This window comes from Neisseria sp. HMSC068C12, assembly GCF_001814095.1.
GTDB lineage: Bacteria > Pseudomonadota > Gammaproteobacteria > Burkholderiales > Neisseriaceae > Neisseria > Neisseria perflava.
The window spans coordinates 201,965-224,892 of record NZ_KV814812.1 but is presented as its reverse complement, the minus strand read 5'-3'; the positions used below and the strand labels follow the sequence as shown (position 1 = coordinate 224,892).

Genomic DNA, 22,928 nt, shown 5'->3' with positions numbered 1-22,928 from the left:
TATAGAAAAGGCCGTCTGAATCCTATTTTCAGACGGCCTTGAGGCTTTTAGGCGGCTGCCAAATGCAAGAGTTCGGCAGCATGGCTGCGTGTGGTATCGGTAATGATTTCGCCACCCAGCATACGCGCGATTTCCTCAATGCGCTGATGATGGTTCAAAACACTGATTTCGCTGACGGTTTGCTCCCCTTCGCTATGCTTGCGGACCTGCCAATGGTTTTCACCGCAAGAGGCGACTTGAGGAAGATGGGTTACCGCTAAGACTTGATGTTTTTTACCTAAGGCACGCAAAGCTTTACCGACCATTTCAGCAACGCCGCCACCAATACCGGTATCCACTTCGTCAAAAATCAATGTCGGCACTTGCGTGTATTGGCTGGCAACCACTTGCAAAGCCAAGCTGATACGCGCCAATTCACCGCCGGAAGCCACTTTATTCAAAGGACGGGACGGATTGCCTTTATTTGCCGCCACTTGGAATTGCACCTGCTCTAGACCATGTGCAGTCGGTGAAGACGGCAACAAGACGATGTCAAAACGTGCGCCTTTCATGGCCAAATGTTGCATATGCTCGGTTGTTTCTTCGCCCAAACGGCTGGCTGCCTGATGGCGCATGGCGGAGAGGATATGTGCGGCTTCGTGGTATTCGGCAAGATTGCGTGCGACTGTATTTTCCAAGGCTTCCAAATCGGCAGCCGCGTGCAGGTTTTGCAGGCGCTCATCGATTTCTGCCAACTTTTGCGGCAACTCTTCCGGCTCAATACGGTATTTGCGCGCCATGCTCATCAATTCGCCCATGCGACTTTCTTGTGCGGCCAATTCATTAGGATCGATATCGCTGCGACCGGCCACATCGCGCATATTAGCACTGATTTCACCCAATTCTGCTTCAATACTTGCCAACATATTCAGGCTCTCGGCAAAGCGCGGCTCAATGTTTTGCAGATTGCCCAACAGTTTTTGACATTGGTAGATTTGACGTTGGATGCCGTTATCTCCGTCTATGCTGTCGCCCACCTGCTCGGCGGTTTGCAGCAACTCGGCCGAATGCGCTAGACTGTCGTGGCTTTGGCTTAAGGTTTCCCATTCGTTGGGTTTAAGCTCCAATTGGTTCAATTCATTAAACTGCCATTCCAAACGCTCGCGTTCGATAGCCATGGTTTCTGCCTGCTCTTGTGCTTCTTGCAGTGCCTTTTTCGCATTGACCCAATTTTGATAAAGCTGTTTGACCGTTTCAGCCTGCTCTTTGCTGCCGGCAAATGCGTCCAACAACTCGCGTTGCGCAGACTCTTGATTCAACGAATGATGGGCATTTTGTCCGTGAATATCGATTAACTGCTCGCCGATGGCTTTCAGTTGCGCCAATGTTGCTGCCTGATTATTGATATAACTGCGGCTTTTACCCTTAGCATCGATAATACGGCGGATGCTGAGCTCTTCAGCATCTTCTTCCAAAAGACCTTGCTCCTGTAGCTGCGCTTTCAATTCAGGCAAACCACTGATGTCGAACAAAGCCGACAACTGCGCTTCTTTGGCGCCGCTGCGCACTTGGCTGTAATCGGCTTTATCGCCCAACAACAGGCCAATCGCATCCAGAGTAATCGATTTGCCTGCGCCGGTCTCGCCCGTCAATACGGTAAAGCCGTTTTGAAAATCAAGATTCAGGTTTTCAACAATGACAAAATCACGCAAAGAAAGTGCCAACAGCATTGCAGTATTCCTTAGTAAATCACCCGCACTCATGCGGAATAGCTTTAGATAAGTTGATTATAACTAAGGTTTTTTATAGTTTAAATCAGATTTTTCTTATGATTTATCTAAGATATTTATTTTAAACAAATTATTTTTTAAGCGGGCAATAAAAAGGCCGTCTGAATATTGCTACATGTTCAGACGGCCTAAATTTATTTTACTCTGCCAGTTCTACTTGTTCATGCCCCATCAATTCCTGCCCTACTCCGGCAAGCAGGTTCAGATAACGCTCATACTGTTTGAGCATATCGGCAATCAATTCTTTTTGCGTCATATATTGCACATCGTATCCATCGCGCCCATCCGAAAAATACGTCAACGGTATAAACGTTGCTGCATATTTGAAATGAGGCAGGCTGTCTTCACGAATCAACTGGTCGGTAATTTCCCGCTTTACGGATTTAATCCCATAGACAAAATCCCTTACCGTCCCTTTATGCACCACCAGCTCCACCGACGGCTCATCCTGTTGCAACAGGCAACGGATTTCTACGTCCATATTGTATTTTTCGGTCAATTCGTTTTTCAATTCCTGCATTGCCGGAAGCGCCGTATTTTTCATAAATTTGATGATATCGACTTCCTGCGTCTGATTCATCATTTGACCAAGGCGTTCCCTCCAATGATCGCCCGACCAGAAAATACTGCTCGGATTGACGGCGGTTGCAAAATAGTTGGCATCGTTGTTCAGAGCTTTCCACAAAGAAACCATCATAAAAATCATCAACACCGCAAACGGCAGAGACGCAATCAGGGTCATGGTTTGCAAGATGGGCAAACCGCCGGCACCCAGTAACACAATGGCCACAGCAGAAATCAACACGCCCCACATAACCGATTGCCACTTAGGCGAAGCCAGCCCTTTATCGCGCGAAGCAATATTGTTCAGCACATAAATGCCCGAGTCGGCAGAAGTGATAAAAAACAGCGAAATCACCAGCAATGCTACCAAGCTGCTGACAACCGGCCACGGCAAATAATTCAAAAAGGCAAACAACAATTTTTCAGGCTCGTTGGTCAAGGCAGACAAGGCGCCGTTTGCCACATGCGTGTCCAGCCACAAGGCTGAATTGCCAAATACGGTAAACCACAAAATACTCATCAGGCTAGGCACTGCCAATACACCAAAAATAAATTCGCGGATGGTTCTGCCTCGCGAAATTCGGGCAATGAACAAACCGACAAAAGGCGACCACGAACACCACCAAGCCCAATACAACACCGTCCAGCCGGTAAACCATTTTGTATGCTCAGGCTCGTAGGTATATGACTTAAAGCTGAACGAAACGAAGTTACTCAAATAAGTGCCCAAATTGTCGCTGAATGCGAAAATCAAATACGTCGTCGGCATACTCAACAAGACAAACAACAGCAATGACAGTGCCAATACCAAGTTGGTTTCACTCAAAATTTTGACGCCTTTGCCCACGCCCGAAGTTGCGGAAAATATGGCAATCGCCATCACAACAACGATAATGCCGACCTGCAAGACATAGCTGTTGTCCTGCACCCAGCCCATCTTCAGCAAACCGGAACCCATTTGTGCCGCGCCAAATCCCAAGGTTGTGATAATACCGAACAAAGTCGCAATCAAAGCCATCACATCGATGGCATCGCCCATTTTGCCGTTGATTTTGTCTTTTAAAATCGGATAAAAGCAGGAACGCAACGCCAGCGGCAATTTATAGCGGAAACCGAAATACGCCAAGGCAAGCGCAATGATTCCGTAGATTGCCCAGGCATGAATCCCCCAGTGGAATACCGTATGCAGAATCGCCTCTTGCGCATTGCCTTTGGCAATCGGGGAAGAAAAATGCGATAAAGGCTCGGCCACACCAAAAAACATCAAGCCCACGCCCATGCCGGCCGCAAACAGCATGGCCAACCATGATAAAAACGAAAACTCAGGTTCGTCCTCGTTTGTACCCAGCCTGATACTGCCGAAGCTGCTGATGGGAAGCGCCAATAAGAAAATAAGGAATACAGAGAAAGTCAGAATGTAAAACCAACTGACATTTTGAAAGATAAACTGCTTCATTGCATTTAACAAAGCCTCAGTATTTTGAGGCCAAACCAAAGCAGCTGACAAAAGCAAAAGGACGAAGAAAAGCGTAATACCGACCACGCTTGGATTGAAAGAAGATTTGTTTTGAATAAATTGTTTGAATTTCATATCGGTTCCGTAGTTGATACAGCGCATATTTGAAGAACAAACGGGCTGCCGATTGATAAAGAAAGAAACGTTTCCGTATGCCTTCTCAAACTATTACAGAATGAGAGATATTTATTCTAATAATTCTTAAATTATATCACAAAATCAATAAGTTATTAAAATAGATGAAAATTATATTTAAAATCATGATGTTATACAATAATAAAGGCCGTCTGAAACACGATTGTTTCAGACGGCCTTTACATTCAAATCAGTTAATCAGTCTGCTTCCTGATTCAACTGCTTCTTCAGCCTCCTCATCGCCTGTCGGCGGCGTTTCCATCAAATCAGGCAACACCAGCTCACCCAATTCAGTCAGCGGCGGCAATTCTTCCAAACTTTCCAAACGCAAATCGCTTAAAAAAGTTGCCGTTGTCGCCCACAAAGCCGGACGGCCGACAGAATCACGGTGGCCGATGACTTCAATCCAGCCCCTATCCTGCAAGGTTTGCATGACATTTTGCGACACTGCCACGCCGCGTATGCCTTCAATATCGCCACGCGTTACCGGTTGCTGATAGGCAATAATCGCCAGCGTTTCCATCACGGCGCGGGAATAACGCGGCGCGCGCTGCTCTTGCAGGCTGCCCAGTCGTTCAAAGGCGGCTTGGGCGATTTGGAAACGCCAGCCCTCATGGGTATGCACCAGTTGCAAAGCCCTGCCCTGCCAACGGGCTTTCAATTGCGCCAACACATCAATCAGCTTATCTTGCGACAACGGCGGCACGCACAATTCGCGCATGGCTTTTTCGTTTAAGGGTTCGACTTGCGTCAACAGCGCCGCTTCAATCAGCGCATCGGGAGAAAGTTTTTCAGTCATAATAAAATCAATGTTCAGACGGCATAAACAGCCGAAGGCCGTCTGAAAGATAATATGGTCAGCGGTTTGTTACGCGCTCAAATGCGCTTTCAGTTTTTCTTCGTCCAAAAACCAATGGCAAATTTCGGTATCGCCATCCAGCAAGACAGGTACCAGCTCATTGTACTTTTCTTCTAAAACCGGATCGGCATCGACATCAACAATATCCAGCTCAAATCCAAACTGCTCCTGATAAGGCTTTAATTGTTCGCGCATTTTGTGGCACAGGCTGCAATATTCCCGAAACATCAAGGTCAGTTTCATCGCGGTTACTCTCGGAGGGACAAAAGCGGCCATTGTATAGCAAAATGCCGCCAAACCATACAGGCATGAGAAAGGCCGTCTGAACAGGCGCGAAACGAAATCAAGGATTTCTGTCACGCCTTCAGACGGCCTTTGTGTGTATTCTAAAATTAAGACTGAACGTTGATACCGGCAGTCACGGTATTTTGGGCACTGCTTGCAGTCAAAAACGATGCAGCCAATTCGCCGCAGCAACCGCAACAAGTCGCCACGCCCAATTGAGCCTGCAAATCGCTCATGGTGGTTGCACCGGCGGCGATGGTCTCTTTGATGTCGTGGTCAGTAATGGCGTTGCAGATGCAGACAAACATGATGTGCTCCAATAATTGTGTCACCCTCTGTAATTGAGAGTAGGATTTATTCTTGAACGTAAATATAAATAAAAACGGTTTGCATTGCAATATTGGCACTGTCCTTTTGTTTTGAAATTTTTCTATGTAAATTTGTATTTTGATTGTTATTTTATAAATAATAAACTTTATAACCGTTCAGACGGCCTCAATAACAAAAAGCGGCATCTTCGAGATGCCGCCTTTATTTATGAACGGGAATGGTGTTCATCGACCATGTTTTTCAAACGGATACTAGCCACATGGGTATAAATCTGCGTAGTATTGATATCGGAATGTCCCAACATCATCTGGACCGAACGCAAATCGACGCCGTGATTGACCAAATGCGTGGCAAAAGCATGGCGCAAGCCGTGCGGGCTGAGCGAAGCAATACCGGCCGCTTCGGCATATTCTTTGACTATCATCCATGCAAGCTGACGACTGATGCCGCTGCGTTTCTGGCTGACAAACACTTCGTCGCAAATTTTGTTTTTTAGCAACAACGGGCGCGATTCGTTGCAATAGCGTTCCACCCAATACGCCGCTTCCTGCCCCAGCGGAACCAAACGCAATTTGTCGCCCTTGCCTATAGTGCGGATACTGCCGCGATGTAAATCGATATCGCTGAGCGTCAATTTGACGGCTTCGGTCACGCGCAAACCTGTGGCATACATGACTTCGAGCAAGGCTTTGTCGCGCAGTCCGTGCGGCGTTTCCACATCCGGCGCAGCCAGCAGCGCGTCGATTTGGGCTTCGGTAATCAGCGTGGGCAGTTTGCGTTCCGATTTCGGTGCCTTGAGAAAACGGGTGGGATTGTCTACTCTTTGTCCCGTTTCCTCCAACCAGCCGTACATACGCTTGCAAGCCGACAATGCCCGTGCTTGGGACGTACTTTTTTCCCCCTCTGCATACACAGCATCAGACAGGGCAAATTCATCGGCACTCAACCAATCCTGCCCGCCCTCGGCCAACCGCGCGGCGACTTTGACCAAATCACGGCGGTAACTTTGCAGCGTATTGTGGCTGAGCCTGTCTTGCAGCCAAAGGGATTCAAGCAGCTTGTCTATTAAATCGTCCATATTCATCAAACTGTATTGAAAGGCCGTCTGAACGGCATGACTTTACATCCGTTCAGACGGCCTTAGGTTTTCAAAGCCCTATTTAAGAGGCTTGAGAAATTGTATCCAAAACTTCCTGCGCGTGTCCGGCCACTTTGACTTTGCGCCATTCATGGGCGATTTCGCCGTTTTCGTCCAGCACAAACGTGCTGCGCTCAATGCCAAGGGATTCTTTGCCGTAAAGCTTTTTCAGCTTGATCACATCAAACAGTTTGCAAACAGTTTCTTCTTTGTCGCTCAACAATTCAAACTGGAAGCCTTGTTTGGCGCAGAAATTTTGATGCGATTTGACGCCGTCACGCGAAATGCCGACAACGGTATAGCCCAATGCTTTGAATTGCTCCAATCGGGCATTAAAATCCAAGCCTTCGGTGGTACAGCCGGGCGTGCTGTCTTTAGGATAAAAATAGACAACCAACGGCAAATGTTCGGCGGAGTTAAAATCGCTGCCGGAAGAAGATGGGAGTGTGAATTGATATTTTGACATATTATTCCTTTCAGACGGCCTAAACCTAGCCTGCGTTTATTTTTCGCTTAAATTCAAATAACTGCGCGTACCTTGAAAATCTTCCAATGCGCGCAACAAAAGCTGGAAGTGGTCGTCATTGCCGGCCAGATCCAACTCATCGGCATTGACGGTCAGCAAAGGCGCGCTTTGATACAAATGGAAGAAACGGCTGTATTCGTCATGCACCCGTCCCAAATAGCCTTCGGGGAACAAGCTGATGATGCCTTCGTGACGTTTTTGCAGACGTTTGCGGTTGTTTTCGACGGCGGTTTGCAGATAAATCACCACATCGGGTTCCGCGTATTGCGGCAAAATACGTTGCTTCATATCGGCAAAAAGCTGCTGCTCGTCATCATTCAAAACGATAGGCGTAAAAATACGGTCTTTTTCCGGCAAAAAATCAGCCACAACCATTCCGCCTTGCGCGCATTGGTCTTCAATAATATTCACGCTTTCAGCGCGGCGCATCAGGAAGAAAAGTTCGGCAGCCAAGCCATTATTGGAAACATTGCTGTAAAACTTCATGAGAAACGGATTGTGATCCGGATTCTCCGACAACAGCAACGCACTGAAATGCTCTGCCAAGCGGCGGCTCAAAGCAGTCTTACCGCTACCGATGGCACCTTCGACAACAATATAACGAGGATTCATAGTAACTCTTTGTAATGTGTTTCCCAACAATATTTTATAGCAAAAAAGGCGTGTCCAACACGCCCTTTCTTGTTTTAGTCCGTTTTTCAGACGGCCCTTATTCTTTCAACATGCGAATACCCTGCCCGCCCAAAGCCTGAGCCAAATCAGCCGCACGGCCATGCTCGCCCAACTCGAAATTCGAAAGAATTTCAGCCAACGGCAACATAACGAAACTGCGCTCATGCGCGCGCGGATGCGGCAAGGTCAGATGCGGGTCATCACTGCGGATACCGTCAAAATCGATAATGTCCAAATCCAAAGTGCGCGGCGCATTACGGAAGGTACGTTCGCGCCCAAATTCGGCCTCGATGCGGTTTAACTCTGCCAACAGCGCCACGCCGTCCAATGAAGTTTTCACGGTACAAACGGCGTTCACAAAATCGGGCTGATCGTCATAGCCGACCGGCGCAGTCAAATACAAGGAAGAAGCCTTTTCGAGCCGGATATGCGGATGCGCGGCCAATTCGGCCAAAGCGGCGCGAACCTGTTTGGCAGGATTGGCAAGATTGCTGCCCAAAGCGATAACGGCAAAATGCGGATACATTTCAGACGGCCTCTTTTAAAACGGCAGCGTTTTGGTTTTGGCAAGGAAAACAATCGTGGCAACACACGACATGGCCAAAACGTAGACGATATAGAACTTCGGCGAACGCGGACGCGAACGCATCATAATCATGCCCAACACAATATAAACCAGCAACAGCAGGATTTTCATGCCGAGCCACGGTGCATTGAACGGCGAAAAATGGGTAATCTTCATCAGCCACAAGCCGGTAAACAGCAACATGGTGTCGTTCAAATGCGGCATGGCTTTCCAAATGCCTGACAACGGTTTCTCAGGATGACGCCAGAGCAGGAAAAAACGGATGTTGAACAACAGGATGGTAATGGCAACGAAAATCTGATGGCTGTATTTTACAAACAGATATTGCATGGCAGTTTCTTATGTTAAGGGTTGAAAAACAAAGCAGCTATTTTACCGCAAACATCTATTTCTGACGCAACTTTTCAATCGCCAGCAGATAGGGAGGCGCATTACGGCGGTTGACAAAGCCATAGCGTAACACGGCAAAGGCTTCCTGCGGCAAAGTTTCCGCCCATTGCACAATCGCTTCAGCCTCTATTCGGCCGGCTTCATGCCCCGGATACAATACCGCTACGGCAAGCCCGCCCTCTTTCAGCAAACCCAAAGTATCCGTCAGCGCACGGATACTGCTTGCCGCCTCAGTTGTACAATTTTTATCGCCACGCGGCAGCCAACCGAAATTAAATACTGCGGCATCTAAAGGCTCGTCGATATAAGACGAAAGGTTTTCATGGCCGTCATGTATCAGGGCTACCCGACCATCTACGCCGTTTTCTTTCAGACGGCCTTGAGTCTGCTCCAGTGCTTTGGATTGCACATCAAACGCCCACACCCTACCAGTCTCTCCAACCGACTGCGCCAACAGCAAAGTATCATGCCCGTTTCCGGCCGTCGCATCCAAAGCGCGGCCGCCTGCTTTTAAGGCTTGCTGTAACAGGGAGTGGGCAAAGGGAAGAATGTTCTCAAGCAGCATGATAAAGGTCGTCTGAAAATAAAAATACCCTACCGCAAAAGCGGTAAGGTATTGAAAAACAGGAATGCGTTACATCATTTATTCGGCAGGTTGTTGCACAGTCTCAACTTGAACCGGAGCAGCTGCGGCAGCGGCTTGAGGTTGTTTGTTTTCGTGTTGCAGGCTGACTGCGCGTGCAGGAACGATTGTTGAGATAGCGTGTTTGTAAACCATTTGAGTGACGGAAGTATTACGCAGCAGAACAACGTACTGGTCGAATGATTCCACTTGACCTTGCAGCTTGATGCCGTTTACCAAGTAGATCGAAACCGGAACGTGCTCTTTACGCAACGCATTCAAAAAAGGATCTTGTAACATTTGTCCTTTAGCTGTCATATTCTTGAGCTCCATTATTATGATTGTAAAGACGCCAAAATCGGCGTTTGATGGGATTGTAGCCCCGAATAGGATAAATTACCAACTATTTTTTTCTATCACACCGTTTAGAAATCCAGTAATAAGGGAACTTCCCGTCAAACCGACTGTTTCATTTCCATATTCACAACAATCCCAAATCCAAATTAGATGTTTTTTCTAAATTCGGCAAACCCTATCGAAAATATGCCATGAAGCTCTAATGAGCTGTTTTTCATTATAAAAAGGCCGTCTGAAATTATTCAGACAGCCTTTATGCTTATTTGCTGAATTGTTTTTTCACACTGACTTTGGTTTTCTTCTTGAAGCGGTTTTTCTCTTCCTTGCGGCCTTCGCGTTTCTCAATACGGTTGCTCAGGCTGACACGGCGCAGCGGTTTTTTCTTCGGTTTGTCTTCCGCATTTTCATACGGGTTTTCCGAAACATTGTATTGAATTCTGAGCGGCGTACCTTGCAGATTGAAGGCTTTACGGAACGTTTGTGTCAGATAGCGTGTGTAGCTGTCTGAAATCGCGTGCAGCGAATTGCCGTGAACCACAATCACCGGAGGATTCATGCCTCCTTGGTGGGCATAACGCATTTTCGGACGCACCAAGCCAGCACGTGGCGGCTGTTGACGCTCGATCGCGCTTTGCAATACGCGCGTGATTTTCGGCGTCGGCATCTTAATCATCGCCGCATTGTAGGCAGCCTGAATGCTTTCAAACAAACCGTCTATACCGCGTTCTTTCAGCGCGGAAATAAAGTGGAACTTAGCAAAATCAAGGAAATACAGTTTGCGGTTGATATCGCGTTTCACTTGCTCGCGACGCTCTTCGCTAATGCCGTCCCATTTATTAACCGCCACCACCAAAGCACGGCCTGCTTCCAAAGCAAAACCTGCAATCGTCGCATCTTGGTCGGCGATATCTTGTTGCGCATCCAATACCAAAACTGCAACGTTTGCCGCTTCAACCGCCTGCATGGCTTTGATAACGGAGAACTTTTCCACCGCTTCATCCACTTTGCCGCGACGGCGCACACCTGCGGTATCGATGATGGTAAACGGCTTGCCTTCACGTTCAAAATCGATATGAATACTGTCGCGCGTCGTACCTGCCATATCGAAAGCAATCACGCGTTCCTCGCCGAGAATAGCATTTACCAAGGTCGATTTACCGACATTTGGACGGCCGATTACAGCAAAAACAGGATGTTTCGCTTCTTCCTCTTCCTTTTCAGGCTCAGGGAAGGTTTCCAAAATATCTTCAATCAGATAATACACGCCATCGCCGTGCGCACCTGAAATAACATAAGGGTCGCCCAAAGCAAGTTCGTAGAACTCGGCTGCAAGTACAGCCCTATTGCCGCCCTCGCCTTTATTCACGGCCAAATAAACAGGACGCGGGCTTTGGCGCAAACGGTCGGCAATAATTTTATCTTGCGGCGTCAAACCGGTGCGGCCGTCCACCAAAAACACCACTGCATCGGCTTCATCGACAGCCTGCAAGGTTTGTTTTGCCATTTCGTGCAAAATGCCGCTGTCCACAACCGGCTCAAAACCGCCGGTATCGATGACCAAATAAGGTTTGCTGCCGACTTTGCCATGACCATAATGTCGGTCACGCGTCAGGCCGGGCAGGTCATGCACGAGCGCATCTTTGGTACGCGTCAAACGGTTGAATAAAGTAGATTTGCCGACATTGGGGCGGCCGACAAGCGCGATGGTTGGTTTCATGATTGAGTCTTTCTGTGTCAAGTGCCGCCTAAAAACGGGAGCGGAACACAAGCAGGTGTTTTAAAAACACGGTTGATAAGGATAAGTGTAGGCCGTCTGAAAAGTCATTGCAACTTCAGACGGCCTTGATTTCAAACAAACTTATTTCAAGCTGTCGATTTTCATTTGCAGCAATTCGCGGCCTACTGCGGTTTGCGGCATTTTGCTCAAAGCAGCTTCGTAACTTTGTACGGCTTCTTTAGTTTTATTTTGGGCAACGTAAACATCGCCTTTGGTTTCCAGCATCAAAGGCTCGAAATCAGCCTCAACCTGAGTATTCAGGGCATTGATGGCGGCATCGTACTTTTTCTGCTGCAAGAGGACAACGCCCAAACGCTGAGCTGCCAAAGCTTGAACCAGCGGTGCGTTTTGGTTTTTCAGCACCCAATTCAAATGACCTTCCGCCACATCATAACGGCCGGCATCAAACTCGGTTGCCGCCACCATCAAAGTGGCTTGGGCTGTCGAAATAGAATCAGGATAGTTTTTTTGCAATTCGGCCAAATCAGCGTTGATGGCTTTAGGGTCGGTTTTTTGCTGCGCCTTTTCCACCATTTGCGCCAATACCGCGGCGGCTTCCTGATCTTTTGAAGCTTTTTGGCCTTGGTAAATGGTGTAACCCAAATACCCCAAAGCCGCCACGATCAGCAAGGCAAAGATCCAACGGCCGGTTTTTTTCCAAAAATATTTAAAGTTGTCTAACTCTTGTTGTTCTTCCAAATGGGCTGCCATTTATGCGTTCTTCCATTGTTGTAAAGTGTCTGTCAAATCAGCGGCGGCAACGGTTTGTTGTTCGTGTTTGCCCTGCATATCTTTCAGGGTAACCGTACCGTTTGCCAGCTCATCCTGAGCCACAATCAGGGCAAAGCGTGCGCCACTGTTGTCTGCTTTTTTCATTTGCGCTTTCAGGCTCTGATAGCCGGAATGCTGCATCACATTGAAACCTTGGGCGCGCAAGGCTTGCGCGTATTTCATCACCTGCAAGTCCGCATCTTCGCCTTGGTGCATTGCATAGACATCAGGCGCAGCGTTCACTTCCAGCGAGCCGTATTCGCTCACCAAAAGCAGCAGGCGCTCAATACCCATCGCAAAGCCGATAGACGGCGCAGGTTTGCCGCCAAGCTCTTCAATCAAACCATCGTAACGGCCGCCACCGCACACAGTCGCCTGCGCGCCGAGTTTGTCGGTCGTCCACTCAAAAACCGTCTGATTGTAGTAATCCAAACCGCGTACCAAGCGCGGATTTTCAACATATTGAATACCCAAACCGTCCAACATCGCCTTTAAGCGTGCATAGTGGTTTTGCGAAGCCTCGCCCAAGTAATCCACCAAACGCGGCGCCGCGTTGCAGATTTCCTGCAAATCAGGGTTTTTCGTATCCAAAACGCGCAAAGGATTGGTTTTCAGACGGCGTTTGCTGTCTTCATCCAGTTGCGCTTCATAGCGGGTCAGATATTCGACCAATGCCGCACGGTGTGCCGCGCGTTCCTCACGGTTGCCCAAGCTGTTGATTTCCAAAGTCAGGTATTCGCGAATACCCAATTTTTCCCACAAGTCGGCAGACATCGCGATGATTTCCGCATCAATATCCGGCCCTTCAAAACCCAAAGCCTCGATACCGACCTGATGGAACTGACGATAACGCCCTTTTTGTGGACGCTCGCGGCGGAACATCGGCCCCATATACCACAGCTTTTGCGGGCTGTTGTAGAGAAGGTTGTGTTCGACCACAGCACGCAAACAAGAAGCCGTACCTTCAGGACGCAAGCTCAAACTCAAAGAATCGTTTGAATCGGAGAAGGTGTACATTTCCTTGCCGACCACATCGGTTTCCTCGCCGATGGAGCGGACAAACAAACCGGTTTGCTCGACAATCGGCGTACGGATTTGCTGATAGCCGTAAGCGCGTGTCCAACGGCCGACCGTATCTTCAAACGCCTGCCAAAACGCAGCCGTCAGTTTGAAATCTTTTTGTTCGACAGGTAAAAGGTCGTTCATACCTTTTACAGATTGAATTTTTTGTGCCATTTCAATATGGGATAAGCGAAAATCAAATAGTTGGGCATTATAGCTGATTTTTAAGGGTTTGTGAGGTTGGAAACAAATCAAAAGGCCGTCTGAAAATTGGTTTTCGCATTCAGACGGCCTGTAAAGCAGATTACAGAATCATATTCAATGATTCCAACACTTCCCCTGCTTTTCAACTTAAATTTCTTAGAGACATATTCAATATAGATTCAATGCCGTTATACTTGGATTCTTTTCATCCCGTCCATATGCACATCATAAAAACACTGCACTCTCTTTTTGTTATCGGCTTGTTAACTACTATCTTCCCCTCACAAGCGACGGCTGCAAATAACGCCACAAACAATCAAACGAAAATAGATTTAGTCAAAAAGGTTTATCTGTCTAAAGTGGATTTAGGCTCTGAACATAATCGTGTTACTACGCCTGAACTACAAAAAATCATCCGACAATTCAATAAATTCGACACAAATATCCGTAAGCAACCCGATATGGAGATGGGATGTGACATGCCGATACATTACTACTTAGGCTTTGGTCAAGATCATCCTGATAACTTCCATAAAACCTTGCAAGTCAAAGTCACTTCTCCCCATACCGTCCGGGCAACATTTAAACAATTTGACGGCCATAGGGTCGGTGCAGATTTCACGTTGAAATGTACAGAAAACCGTTGTTTGATAGATGATTTTAAGATGATTGGCGATCAAACCGGCATCAAAACCGATTACAAACTTGTTTTGCGCAAACAAAAATGTGAGTGAGCCGACAAAACAAAAGGGCTGCCCAAACAAATGGAGCAGCCCTTTGATTTTGAAATCAAGGTCGTGAAGGATGCGGATTTAAGCGGACAGGCGGCAAATTAGGTTTTCCGTATTGGGAAACAGCTTGTCTGCCTGAAGCCACTTTCCCTGACTGCATGACGCCGCTATCGTTGCGTATTGGATGTGCGACATACTCATCTTGATTTAATTGTGAACCTTCTTCATTGACTTCATGCTCTGCCACAAGTTCATACTCATTATCGTATGCCTTACTCTTGCCAAGCCGAACTTCCCCTCCCGCCATAGCGGATACGGAAAACGCGGATAACATGATGATTATGCCGATTTTTCTCTGCATAATATTCTCCTTTTCTCAAATATTGCTTCTTTATCATTTCTTTAATTTATGCCACAAAAGCAAGTTCAAACAAAACCAGTTTCTTTGGTCGGTTGAAGAATCTATTTAAGCACAAAACCGGCATCACTACATATCCGTTATTAGAAGTTTATTTTCCATATAAACAAGGCCGTCTGAAAAAATCCTAAAAAACGAGTACAATCCGCCGCATGAAAAAACGTACTAGTCCCCTACCCCTTTTAGACGGTGTCAAACCCAGCTACTTAGTTTTGCCACATAAAAAGCAATTTTACGGCTTGCCTCTGCTGCATTTTTTATGCGCTCATTTTCCCTTTGTCGGCGAAGAAAACTGGCGACGGCGGCTGAACAGCGGTTTTGTGGTGGGTGCGGATGGCGTACCGTTTGATGAAAATACTTTGTTTGAGCCCGGCAAGACGATGTTTTATTACCGTGAAACCAGCCGTGAGAGCGAGCCGCGTATTCCGTTTGAAGAAAAGATTTTGCATATTGACGAGCATTTGATTGTGGTGGACAAACCGCATTTTCTGCCCGTCATCCCCAGCGGCAGGTTTTTGCGAGAAACCTTGCTCACGCGCCTACGTCTGCGGCCTGAATTGCAGTATTTGAATGTTGAAGACATTACGCCGATTCATCGCTTGGATAAAGATACGGCTGGCGTTATGCTGCTTTCGCTCAACCCTGCCACGCGTCGCGACTATCAGACCATGTTCCAAGAAAAAAACGTCCGAAAAACCTATGAAGCGGTGGCGCCGACGAGGACGGATTTGGACTATCCGCTGGATATTTCGTCCCGAATGGAACGCGGCGAAAAATTCTTTCTCACGCGGGAAACGGAAGGCGAACCCAACGCCCACACAACCATCGAGCTTATCGAAAACCGCGGCGCATTCAGCCTCTACCGCCTCACGCCGCACACCGGAAAGAAACACCAGCTGCGCGTGCATATGATGAGTTTGAACATGCCGCTGATGAACGATGCGCTTTACCCTACCCCATTGGCGGCCGGTGATGAAGACTACGACAAACCTTTAAAACTTTTGGCCAAAAGAATAGAGTTCACCGATCCTGTCAGCGGAGAAATCCGCGTATTTGAAAGCGATTTTGCGCTGTAGTTATCCAGCCTAATAAAAAAGGCCGTCTGAAAAGTTTCAGACGGCCTTTTTGTCACAAAATCATTTGATTAGTGATGAATGCAGCTGCACTCTTTATTCATATCAATCACCATACGGCCGGTAATTTTACCTTCGCGCATTTCTTGGAAGATGGCAGGTGCTTCATCCAAAGCACGCAATTCGACTTTAGGCACAACCAAACCTTCTGCGCCGAATTGGAATGCTTCTTCCAAATCTTTACGGGTACCGACCAGAGAGCCGACCACTTCGATGCCGTCCAATACCAAACGTGGGATAGACAAGTCCATAGACTCAGGTGGCAAGCCAACTGCAACGACACGGCCGCCGGCGCGGACGCAGTTAACGCCTGAATTAAAGGCAGCAGCGGATACGGCTGTTACCACGGCTGCGTGTGCACCGCCGGTTTTCTCTTGGATGACTTGAGCCGCATCTTCTTTGGCGGCATTGATCACCAAATCAGCGCCGGTTTCTTTGGCAAAAGCCAGTTTTTCATCGTTGACGTCAACGGCAACAACGTGCGCGCCAAACACTTTTTTCGCGTATTGAACCGCCAAGTTGCCCAAACCGCCTGCGCCGTAAATCGCAATCCATTGACCCGGACGAACGCCGGAAACTTTAATCGCTTTATAAGTGGTCACACCGGCACAAGTAATGCTCGAAGCTTGCGCAGGATCCAAGCCTTCAGGAACTTTGACCGCATAATCGGCACTCACGATACAGTGGGTCGCCATACCGCCGTCAGCAGTATAACCTGCGTTCAATACGGAGCGGCACAAGGTTTCGCGGCCGGTATTACAGTATTCGCAAGAACCGCAGCTTTGGAACAGCCATGCGATGCTGACACGATCGCCGACTTTCAGATTTTTCACACCGTCAGCAACTTCTTTAACCAAACCGATGCCTTCGTGTCCCAACACGCGACCCGGTTTGTCGCCGTAATCGCCTGCTGCAACGTGCAAGTCGGTGTGGCACACGCCGCAATACTCGACTTCTACCAACGCCTCGCCGTATTCCAGCGGACGCAGTTCGCGTTCAACAACTTCTACATCACCTGCTACATCTTTATTTACTACCACAGCATGCATTTTCATGAGAGAGTCTCCTAGGGTGTTGAAAAACTGTTTAGCTATAAATGAGAATACTCCCCATGTTCGAAACCGTCAACCCATAATCTTTTTCAAAACAACGAGTTATGATGTTATACCATAACAAATCCTATTCAAACCATCTGAATCTTTAAATATATTAACAAATGCACTTTCATTTCAATCAAATCCTTTATTTTTCAGACGGCCTGCTACATGAAATAACATTACAAATGTAAATTTTGAGAACATTATCATTTTTAGTACTTGAACTTAAAAAGAAAAAAGCATAAGCTGTTTTTATGGCGCAGAAATACGCCTTCCCATTCATTAAGGAGACAGTATTATGGCAAAAGATTTAAATGTGTTTGATAAAGAATATGGTCTTTTAATCAACGGCGAATGGACGAAAGGTAGCGAAGGCAAACTTTTATCCTCTTACAACCCTGCCAATGGCGATGAATTGGCCAAGTTCACAGACGCAACCGACGCCGATGTCGATGCTGCCGTGGCCGCTGCCCAAGAAGCGTTCAAAACATGGCGCAAAACCACGACTGCCGAACGCGCGGCCATTTTGAACAAAATCGCCGACGTGATTGACGAAAACGCAGAATTGTTCGCCCTGCAAGAAACCTTGGACAACGGCAAACCGATCCGCGAAACCCGCGCCGCCGACGTACCATTGGCTTCCGACCATTTCCGCTATTTCGCCAGCGTGATCCGCGGCGAAGAAGGCACTGCGACCCAACTTGACGCCGAAGACTTATCCATCGTTCTGCGCGAACCGATCGGCGTTGTCGGCCAAATCATTCCTTGGAACTTCCCATTCTTGATGGCCGCATGGAAAATCGCTCCGGCATTGGCCGCAGGTTGTACCATCGTCATCCACCCTTCTTCCAGCACTTCATTGAGCCTATTGTCCCTCGCTCAAAAAATCAACCACTTGCTGCCTAAAGGCGTGTTGAACGTGATTACCGGCCGCGGTTCCAAATCCGGCGAATACATGCTGCACCACAAAGGCTTCAACAAACTGGCCTTTACCGGTTCAACCGAAGTCGGCCGCCGCGTCGGCATCGCCGCTGCCGAATTGCTGATTCCGTCCACTTTGGAATTGGGCGGCAAATCTGCCAACATCTTCTTCGACGATATGCCTTTCGACAAAGCCCTCGAAGGCGCGCAAAAAGGTATTTTGTTCAACCAAGGCCAAGTCTGCTGCGCCGGTTCGCGCATTTTTGTACAAGAAGGCATTTACGACAAATTCGTCAATGCTTTGGCTGAAGAATTCAAAAAAATCAAAGTCGGCCTGCCTTGGGAAGACGACACCCAAATGGGTTCGCAAGTCAACGCCGGTCAACTCGAGACCATTTTGAAATACGTCAAAATCGGCGAACAGGAAGGCTGCCGCATCATTACCGGCGGTAAAAAAATCGAAGGCGCATTGGGCAAAGGCGAATTTGTCGAGCCTACTTTGATTGAAGCCAGCAGCAACGAAGCCCGTGTTGCCCAAGAAGAAATCTTCGGCCCGGTTGCCACCGTGATTAAATTCAAAACCGAAGAAGAAGTCATCAAAATGGCCAACGACAGCGAATACGGCTTGGGCGGCGCAGTGTGGAGTACCGACATCAACCGCTGCCTGCGTGTTTCCAATGCATTGGAAACCGGCCGCGTTTGGGTGAACTGTTACAACCGCCTGCCTGCCGGCGCGCCGTTTGGCGGCTACAAAACTTCAGGTATCGGCCGAGAAACCCACAAAATGATGCTCGCCGCCTACACCCAAGTGAAAAACATCTACATCAGCACCCGTGAAGAACGCGAAGGCTTCTATTAATCCGCCGTTCCACATTAATCTGATTTAGAAAATATAAAGGCCGTCTGAAACCTGTTTCAGACGGCCTTGTTTTATTCTGTTTTGCAATAAATGCTTCATATCTTTCTCAAAAAAAGCCCCATTACTTTCTCTCCGGCCACCGCCAGCAAGGCTCCGGTCACAACTACCATGGCACCCACATAGCTGACGATATTCATATCTGAAGCGGCAAAATAATCGGGGGCGAGATGATGGCCGATGGTGGAAAATATCATGGTGAATACGGGAATCAGCGTGGTGACGATACTGACTTTTGAAGCGTCCCAATGGTTGAGCGCTTCGCCGAATGAACCGTAGCCGATCAGCGTGTTCAGGCAGCAATAGATAAAGCAACCCCATAAAAACGGATTGCCGATATGGGCGATTTGCGACGGTTCGGCAAACGGCAGGAAAACAAAGCTGCTGCAAAAATAGATCATGAGCAGGATTTGTTGCGAATTGAAATGTTTGGACAGAAGTTTTTGCGCCACGCCGTAGCACACCCAGATCATACTGCCCGAAGCCGCCATCATTACGCCGACCGCATAGCTGCCCAAGCTGAAAAGTTCGCCGAATTTGTCGTTGAAAAACATGACCAAACCCGTCAGCAAAAGCATCAAGCCGATTTTTTGCCAATGCGTAAAGGCTTCTTTAAACACGCCTACGCCGACCAAAATCATGGTAAAGGGAGAAAGCTGCCACAACACCTGCGTGGTTGTCGGAGAAATATAGTGCAAGCCCATGGCAACAAGCACAAAGTTGGCGGAAATACCGATAATGCCCAGCATCAATAAAAATAAGGTTTGCTTGGAAAATTCCGACGGCCTCGGCAGCTTGCCGGTCAGCCCCAACAGCACAAACAACACCAGCGAAGCCACTAAAAAACGTATCCACACCAGCGTGGGCGCATCGACGGCTTTTAATGCCTGTTGGGCGATGACCGGCAGCGAACCCCAAGTCATGGTGGCAAGCAACGCCAATGAAAAGCCGAGCCAAGGTTTTTGTTTCTTCATTTTTCAGACGGCCTTTGTTTACGCGGCTTCCCAGTAGTCGATATAAAGCTGCAATTCGAGATTGTTCCGCCATTCGTTGGCAACGGGGCGGTACACCGTGCGGATGTATTCTGGAATGTCTTCGCTGCAACGCCAGAACATGGCTTCAAATTCGTAGCCGTCTTTTTGCAGCCAGACTTTTTTGTGTTTGCCTTCCGCACCCAACGGCTGCTGGCGGACAACATGAAATTCGTCAGTAAAACTCGGTGGCGCGAAGCCCTGCCCCCAAACGTGTTTAGCAAGGTTTTGCGCCTGTTCCAGCGTAATGTCGCGTGCAGGCAGGCTGCCGTCGGTGATGAAGGTTTGCGACAAATCGTCTTCGCACACCATCTCGCGCACGGCTTCTTCAAAGGCCGTCTGAAACGCGGGGATATTGTGTTCGAGTATGCTCAAACCCGCCGCCATCGCGTGTCCGCCGAATTTCAAAATCAAATCGGGATAGCGTTTGGACACCAAGTCCAAAGCATCGCGCAAGTGCAGATTGGGAATGGAGCGTCCCGAACCGCGCACTTCGCCGTTGTCGGCAGGCGCAAACACGATAGTAGGACGATAAAAACGGTCTTTGAGGCGGCTGGCAACGATGCCGACCACGCCCTGATGGAAGTCGTCGCGATACGCCACCAAAGTCGTCTGACCTGAAGGCAGGGTTTCAGGAAAAGCATTCAGCGCGTCTTGCAGCATAGACTGCTCGATTTCGCGGCGCTCGATATTGAGGTTGTTTAACTGCGCCGCCAGTTCCTGCGCCTCGGCATTATCTCGCGCCAACAGACAGGCAATGCCGACCGACATATCGTCCAGCCGTCCGGCCGCGTTGATGCGCGGCCCCAACGCAAAGCCCATATCAAAAGGCTGAGCCTTGCGCCAATCGCGCCGTGCCACTTCAAACAAGGCACGGATACCGGGGCGCATTTTACCCAAACGCATCCGTTTCAGACCTTGCGATACGAGGATACGGTTGTTGTGGTCTAGAGTGACGACGTCAGCGACGGTACCGAGTGCAACCAAATCCAAGAGGTCGCCCAGATTCGGCTCTTTCAGGCCGTCTGAAAAATAATTGCGGCGGCGCAGTTCGGCACGCAAAGCCATTAATACATAAAAAATCACGCCCACGCCCGCCAAGCTTTTGCTTTGGAAACCGCAGCCTTTTTGGTTTGGATTGACGATGATGCAGTCGGGCACGGTCTCGGCAGGCAGATGGTGGTCGGTTACAATCACATCCAAACCCAATTCCTGCGCGCGCGCCACGCCTGCAATGCTGGCGATACCGTTATCCACCGTCACCAATAAATCCACACCTTGCTCTGCCGCGATTTCAGCCAGCTCGGGCGTTAAGCCGTAGCCGTGTTCAAAGCGGTTGGGCACGAGAAAATCCACTTTCGCCCCCATCGCCGCCAAACCGCTCATACCGACGGAACACGCCGTCGCACCGTCGGCATCGTAGTCGGCGACAATCAGGATTTTTTCCTGACGCTCAACCGCATCCGCCAAACGGCCGGCGGCGGCTTCGCAGTTTGTCAGCGTTTGATACGGCAAAAGAGCTGCAAGCTTGTCGTCCAACTCGGCCGGACTTTGTACATCACGCGCAGCACACAGCCGCGCAATCAAAGGATCGGTACCGGCAGTGAGCAAGTCGTTAAAAACAGTCGGATTAATGGAACGTGTTTGGATTTTGACGGACATGGTGTGTGGGATTAAATAGAGAGAAATTAATATTTTTGAAGCGTTTATTTTAAGGGCCAGGCCGTCTGAAACCTGCAATCCGTTTTCAGACGGCCTTGGATATTATTTGCGTGAATCATCGACAATTTCACCGATCACGGCATAGGAGCCTGCTATCACTACGCCGACTGCATCCAAAGCCAGCGCCAATGGCGTTTTCAGGATATTCCCCGTCAACTTCCAAACATCGGTGCTTGTTTTGGTTTCCGTATAATAAATTCTGACTGGAACGGCAGTGTCAAAATGGCGGTCTTCGGCAACATTTTTCGGCGTTGCGTAATAATGACCTTCGGCAGAAATACACCGTGTGTAGACAGTTTTACCATCGAGCTCAACCGGCTTGAACGCCAGTTGTTTCAACTTGACAATCTCGGCAACTTTTTGAGTATCGTAACGCAGGCAGAAATTCGAGCGGAAAGTTTGCGCTTCAGGGGATTTCAATTCAACCGGCAAAGCCTCATACACCTGTTTTGGGTTTTGCCGAACCATTTGAAACCGTTTGCTCAGCTTAGCATCCAAGATCGCCTTCAACTTGGCCGAATCTTTAGAATTAACGACAAACCAATATTTTCCGCCCATCATGACCAAGCTGCCTTTTTCCAACTGCGTATTGTCTTTGGCAACCACGCCAAATGCTTGAATATTGTCTTTGGCAACGGTTTTTTCGGTTGTGGTTTTATGGAACGGGCTATTTCTTTCCCAAAGATCGTTAGTACAACCATTGAGGGTTAGTGCACTAATTAACAAGGCAGGTACAAAGCGGCGAAATTTCATGGTCATCCTCCTTCGGCATTACGATACAGGCCGTCTGAAAACCGCAATCCGTTTTCAGACGGCCTTGAGGTTTATTCCTCCCAATCCTGCCCTTCTTCTGAAGCATCGAATTGACCGGCCTCCATCACTGCTTTAATTTCTTGGAACAGCGCGCGGAAGTTTTTCGGCGGTTTGTTTTGTTCCTGCTCTTTTTTAGTGTTGCGGATCAAGGTGCGTAATTTGCCGGCGTCGGCTTGCGGAAAATCGGCCATAAATTGGGTAATCGAGCCATCGTCTGCCAACAGTCGGGTACGCGCCTGCTCGACGCGTTGCAAAAAGGCATTGTGCACCGTATTGTCGCCGCGCAGTTTGGCCAAATAGGCTTCGATGGGCGCAGGGTCGGTATCGCGCATCAGGCGGCCGATAAATTGTGCTTGGCGTTTGAGTGCGCTGTTGGAGGTGATTTTTTTATAGGTAACGATGGCCTCGAACAGCTCTTCGTCCAAGCCGATTTTTTTCAACGTATCGCTGGAGAGTTTGGTCAATTCCATACCCAAAGCCTGCAAATCGTTCATCTGCTTTTTCATTTGGGTTTTGCTGACCCATTCGTCTTCTTGTTCAAACATTGTGTTTCCCTGATTTTCTGAATCTGCCTATTTTATCA

The 22,928-nt window shown here is 48.4% G+C and carries 24 protein-coding genes; 3 read left to right on the top strand and 21 right to left on the bottom strand.

Annotation, left to right across the window (positions count from 1 at the left end):
* Window positions 1-47: 47 nt before the first annotated feature.
* The 15 genes from recN to hisS form a co-directional block, all read right to left on the bottom strand.
* Complete coding sequence (gene recN / locus HMPREF2952_RS05485; RefSeq protein ID WP_070695356.1) at window positions 48-1,709, bottom strand: DNA repair protein RecN; 1,662 nt, start codon at window positions 1,707-1,709, stop codon at window positions 48-50.
* 199 nt (window positions 1,710-1,908) lie between these two features.
* Window positions 1,909-3,924: a BCCT family transporter gene (locus tag HMPREF2952_RS05480; protein ID WP_039861995.1), complete on the bottom strand. Its 2,016-nt coding sequence runs from the start codon at window positions 3,922-3,924 to the stop codon at window positions 1,909-1,911.
* Window positions 3,925-4,174: 250 nt separating this feature from the next.
* The gene (locus HMPREF2952_RS05475) at window positions 4,175-4,783 is read right to left on the bottom strand and encodes an SMC-Scp complex subunit ScpB (protein ID WP_004519443.1); all 609 of its coding nucleotides are present in this window, start codon (window positions 4,781-4,783) and stop codon (window positions 4,175-4,177) included.
* A gap of 69 nt (window positions 4,784-4,852) precedes the next feature.
* Window positions 4,853-5,086, bottom strand: a complete 234-nt coding sequence (locus tag HMPREF2952_RS05470) for a glutaredoxin family protein (protein ID WP_070461515.1) — start codon at window positions 5,084-5,086, stop codon at window positions 4,853-4,855.
* Window positions 5,087-5,235: 149 nt separating this feature from the next.
* The gene (locus tag HMPREF2952_RS05465) at window positions 5,236-5,436 is read right to left on the bottom strand and encodes a (2Fe-2S)-binding protein (RefSeq protein WP_003681978.1); all 201 of its coding nucleotides are present in this window, start codon (window positions 5,434-5,436) and stop codon (window positions 5,236-5,238) included.
* Window positions 5,437-5,663: 227 nt separating this feature from the next.
* Window positions 5,664-6,536, bottom strand: a complete 873-nt coding sequence (gene xerD / locus HMPREF2952_RS05460; protein WP_210398394.1) for a site-specific tyrosine recombinase XerD — start codon at window positions 6,534-6,536, stop codon at window positions 5,664-5,666.
* 82 nt (window positions 6,537-6,618) lie between these two features.
* On the bottom strand, window positions 6,619-7,062 hold the full coding sequence (locus HMPREF2952_RS05455; protein ID WP_003683206.1) for a peroxiredoxin: 444 nt from the start codon (window positions 7,060-7,062) through the stop codon (window positions 6,619-6,621).
* A gap of 36 nt (window positions 7,063-7,098) precedes the next feature.
* Window positions 7,099-7,734, bottom strand: a complete 636-nt coding sequence (locus HMPREF2952_RS05450; RefSeq protein WP_070695354.1) for a deoxynucleoside kinase — start codon at window positions 7,732-7,734, stop codon at window positions 7,099-7,101.
* Window positions 7,735-7,831: 97 nt separating this feature from the next.
* The gene (gene folK / locus HMPREF2952_RS05445; RefSeq protein ID WP_070695353.1) at window positions 7,832-8,320 is read right to left on the bottom strand and encodes a 2-amino-4-hydroxy-6-hydroxymethyldihydropteridine diphosphokinase; all 489 of its coding nucleotides are present in this window, start codon (window positions 8,318-8,320) and stop codon (window positions 7,832-7,834) included.
* A gap of 15 nt (window positions 8,321-8,335) precedes the next feature.
* On the bottom strand, window positions 8,336-8,710 hold the full coding sequence (locus HMPREF2952_RS05440; RefSeq protein ID WP_070695352.1) for a SirB2 family protein: 375 nt from the start codon (window positions 8,708-8,710) through the stop codon (window positions 8,336-8,338).
* 55 nt (window positions 8,711-8,765) lie between these two features.
* Window positions 8,766-9,335, bottom strand: a complete 570-nt coding sequence (locus HMPREF2952_RS05435) for a tRNA 5-(aminomethyl)-2-thiouridylate-methyltransferase MnmM (protein ID WP_070695351.1) — start codon at window positions 9,333-9,335, stop codon at window positions 8,766-8,768.
* A gap of 78 nt (window positions 9,336-9,413) precedes the next feature.
* The gene (hfq, locus tag HMPREF2952_RS05430; RefSeq protein ID WP_036493792.1) at window positions 9,414-9,710 is read right to left on the bottom strand and encodes an RNA chaperone Hfq; all 297 of its coding nucleotides are present in this window, start codon (window positions 9,708-9,710) and stop codon (window positions 9,414-9,416) included.
* Between the two features lie 298 nt (window positions 9,711-10,008).
* Complete coding sequence (gene der / locus HMPREF2952_RS05425) at window positions 10,009-11,466, bottom strand: ribosome biogenesis GTPase Der (RefSeq protein WP_049331367.1); 1,458 nt, start codon at window positions 11,464-11,466, stop codon at window positions 10,009-10,011.
* A 141-nt stretch (window positions 11,467-11,607) separates the two neighbouring features.
* Window positions 11,608-12,237, bottom strand: a complete 630-nt coding sequence (locus HMPREF2952_RS05420) for a YfgM family protein (protein ID WP_070695350.1) — start codon at window positions 12,235-12,237, stop codon at window positions 11,608-11,610.
* A complete protein-coding gene (hisS, locus tag HMPREF2952_RS05415; protein ID WP_070695349.1) occupies window positions 12,238-13,533 on the bottom strand; it encodes a histidine--tRNA ligase in 1,296 nt (431 codons plus the stop codon).
* Window positions 13,534-13,781: 248 nt separating this feature from the next.
* Between hisS and HMPREF2952_RS05410 the strand changes: the two genes are divergently transcribed.
* Complete coding sequence (locus tag HMPREF2952_RS05410) at window positions 13,782-14,297, top strand: hypothetical protein (protein ID WP_004519431.1); 516 nt, start codon at window positions 13,782-13,784, stop codon at window positions 14,295-14,297.
* Between the two features lie 55 nt (window positions 14,298-14,352).
* On the opposite strand, the gene HMPREF2952_RS05405 is transcribed toward HMPREF2952_RS05410, so the two are convergent.
* A complete protein-coding gene (locus tag HMPREF2952_RS05405; protein WP_070695348.1) occupies window positions 14,353-14,655 on the bottom strand; it encodes a hypothetical protein in 303 nt (100 codons plus the stop codon).
* A gap of 209 nt (window positions 14,656-14,864) precedes the next feature.
* Between HMPREF2952_RS05405 and HMPREF2952_RS05400 the strand changes: the two genes are divergently transcribed.
* Entirely contained in the window at window positions 14,865-15,788 is a 924-nt protein-coding gene (locus HMPREF2952_RS05400; protein ID WP_049335484.1) for an RluA family pseudouridine synthase, read from the top strand.
* A 68-nt stretch (window positions 15,789-15,856) separates the two neighbouring features.
* On the opposite strand, the gene adhP is transcribed toward HMPREF2952_RS05400, so the two are convergent.
* Window positions 15,857-16,900 (bottom strand): alcohol dehydrogenase AdhP, encoded by a 1,044-nt coding sequence (gene adhP / locus HMPREF2952_RS05395; RefSeq protein WP_079453675.1) that lies wholly within the window; start codon window positions 16,898-16,900, stop codon window positions 15,857-15,859.
* Between the two features lie 340 nt (window positions 16,901-17,240).
* On the opposite strand from adhP, the gene HMPREF2952_RS05390 reads away from it, so the two are divergent.
* The gene (locus HMPREF2952_RS05390; RefSeq protein ID WP_049335482.1) at window positions 17,241-18,722 is read left to right on the top strand and encodes an aldehyde dehydrogenase family protein; all 1,482 of its coding nucleotides are present in this window, start codon (window positions 17,241-17,243) and stop codon (window positions 18,720-18,722) included.
* Between the two features lie 95 nt (window positions 18,723-18,817).
* Here HMPREF2952_RS05390 and HMPREF2952_RS05385 read toward each other — a convergent pair whose 3' ends face one another.
* The 4 genes from HMPREF2952_RS05385 to yjgA form a co-directional block, all read right to left on the bottom strand.
* Complete coding sequence (locus HMPREF2952_RS05385) at window positions 18,818-19,753, bottom strand: DMT family transporter (RefSeq protein ID WP_070504412.1); 936 nt, start codon at window positions 19,751-19,753, stop codon at window positions 18,818-18,820.
* An 18-nt stretch (window positions 19,754-19,771) separates the two neighbouring features.
* Window positions 19,772-21,472 carry a single-stranded-DNA-specific exonuclease RecJ gene (gene recJ, locus HMPREF2952_RS05380; RefSeq protein ID WP_049344068.1) on the bottom strand — a complete coding sequence of 567 codons (1,701 nt, stop codon included), beginning with the start codon at window positions 21,470-21,472 and terminating at the stop codon, window positions 19,772-19,774.
* Window positions 21,473-21,574: 102 nt separating this feature from the next.
* On the bottom strand, window positions 21,575-22,285 hold the full coding sequence (locus HMPREF2952_RS05375; protein ID WP_049344067.1) for a hypothetical protein: 711 nt from the start codon (window positions 22,283-22,285) through the stop codon (window positions 21,575-21,577).
* A 71-nt stretch (window positions 22,286-22,356) separates the two neighbouring features.
* Window positions 22,357-22,890 (bottom strand): ribosome biogenesis factor YjgA, encoded by a 534-nt coding sequence (yjgA, locus tag HMPREF2952_RS05370; RefSeq protein WP_049344065.1) that lies wholly within the window; start codon window positions 22,888-22,890, stop codon window positions 22,357-22,359.
* Window positions 22,891-22,928: the final 38 nt, after the last annotated feature.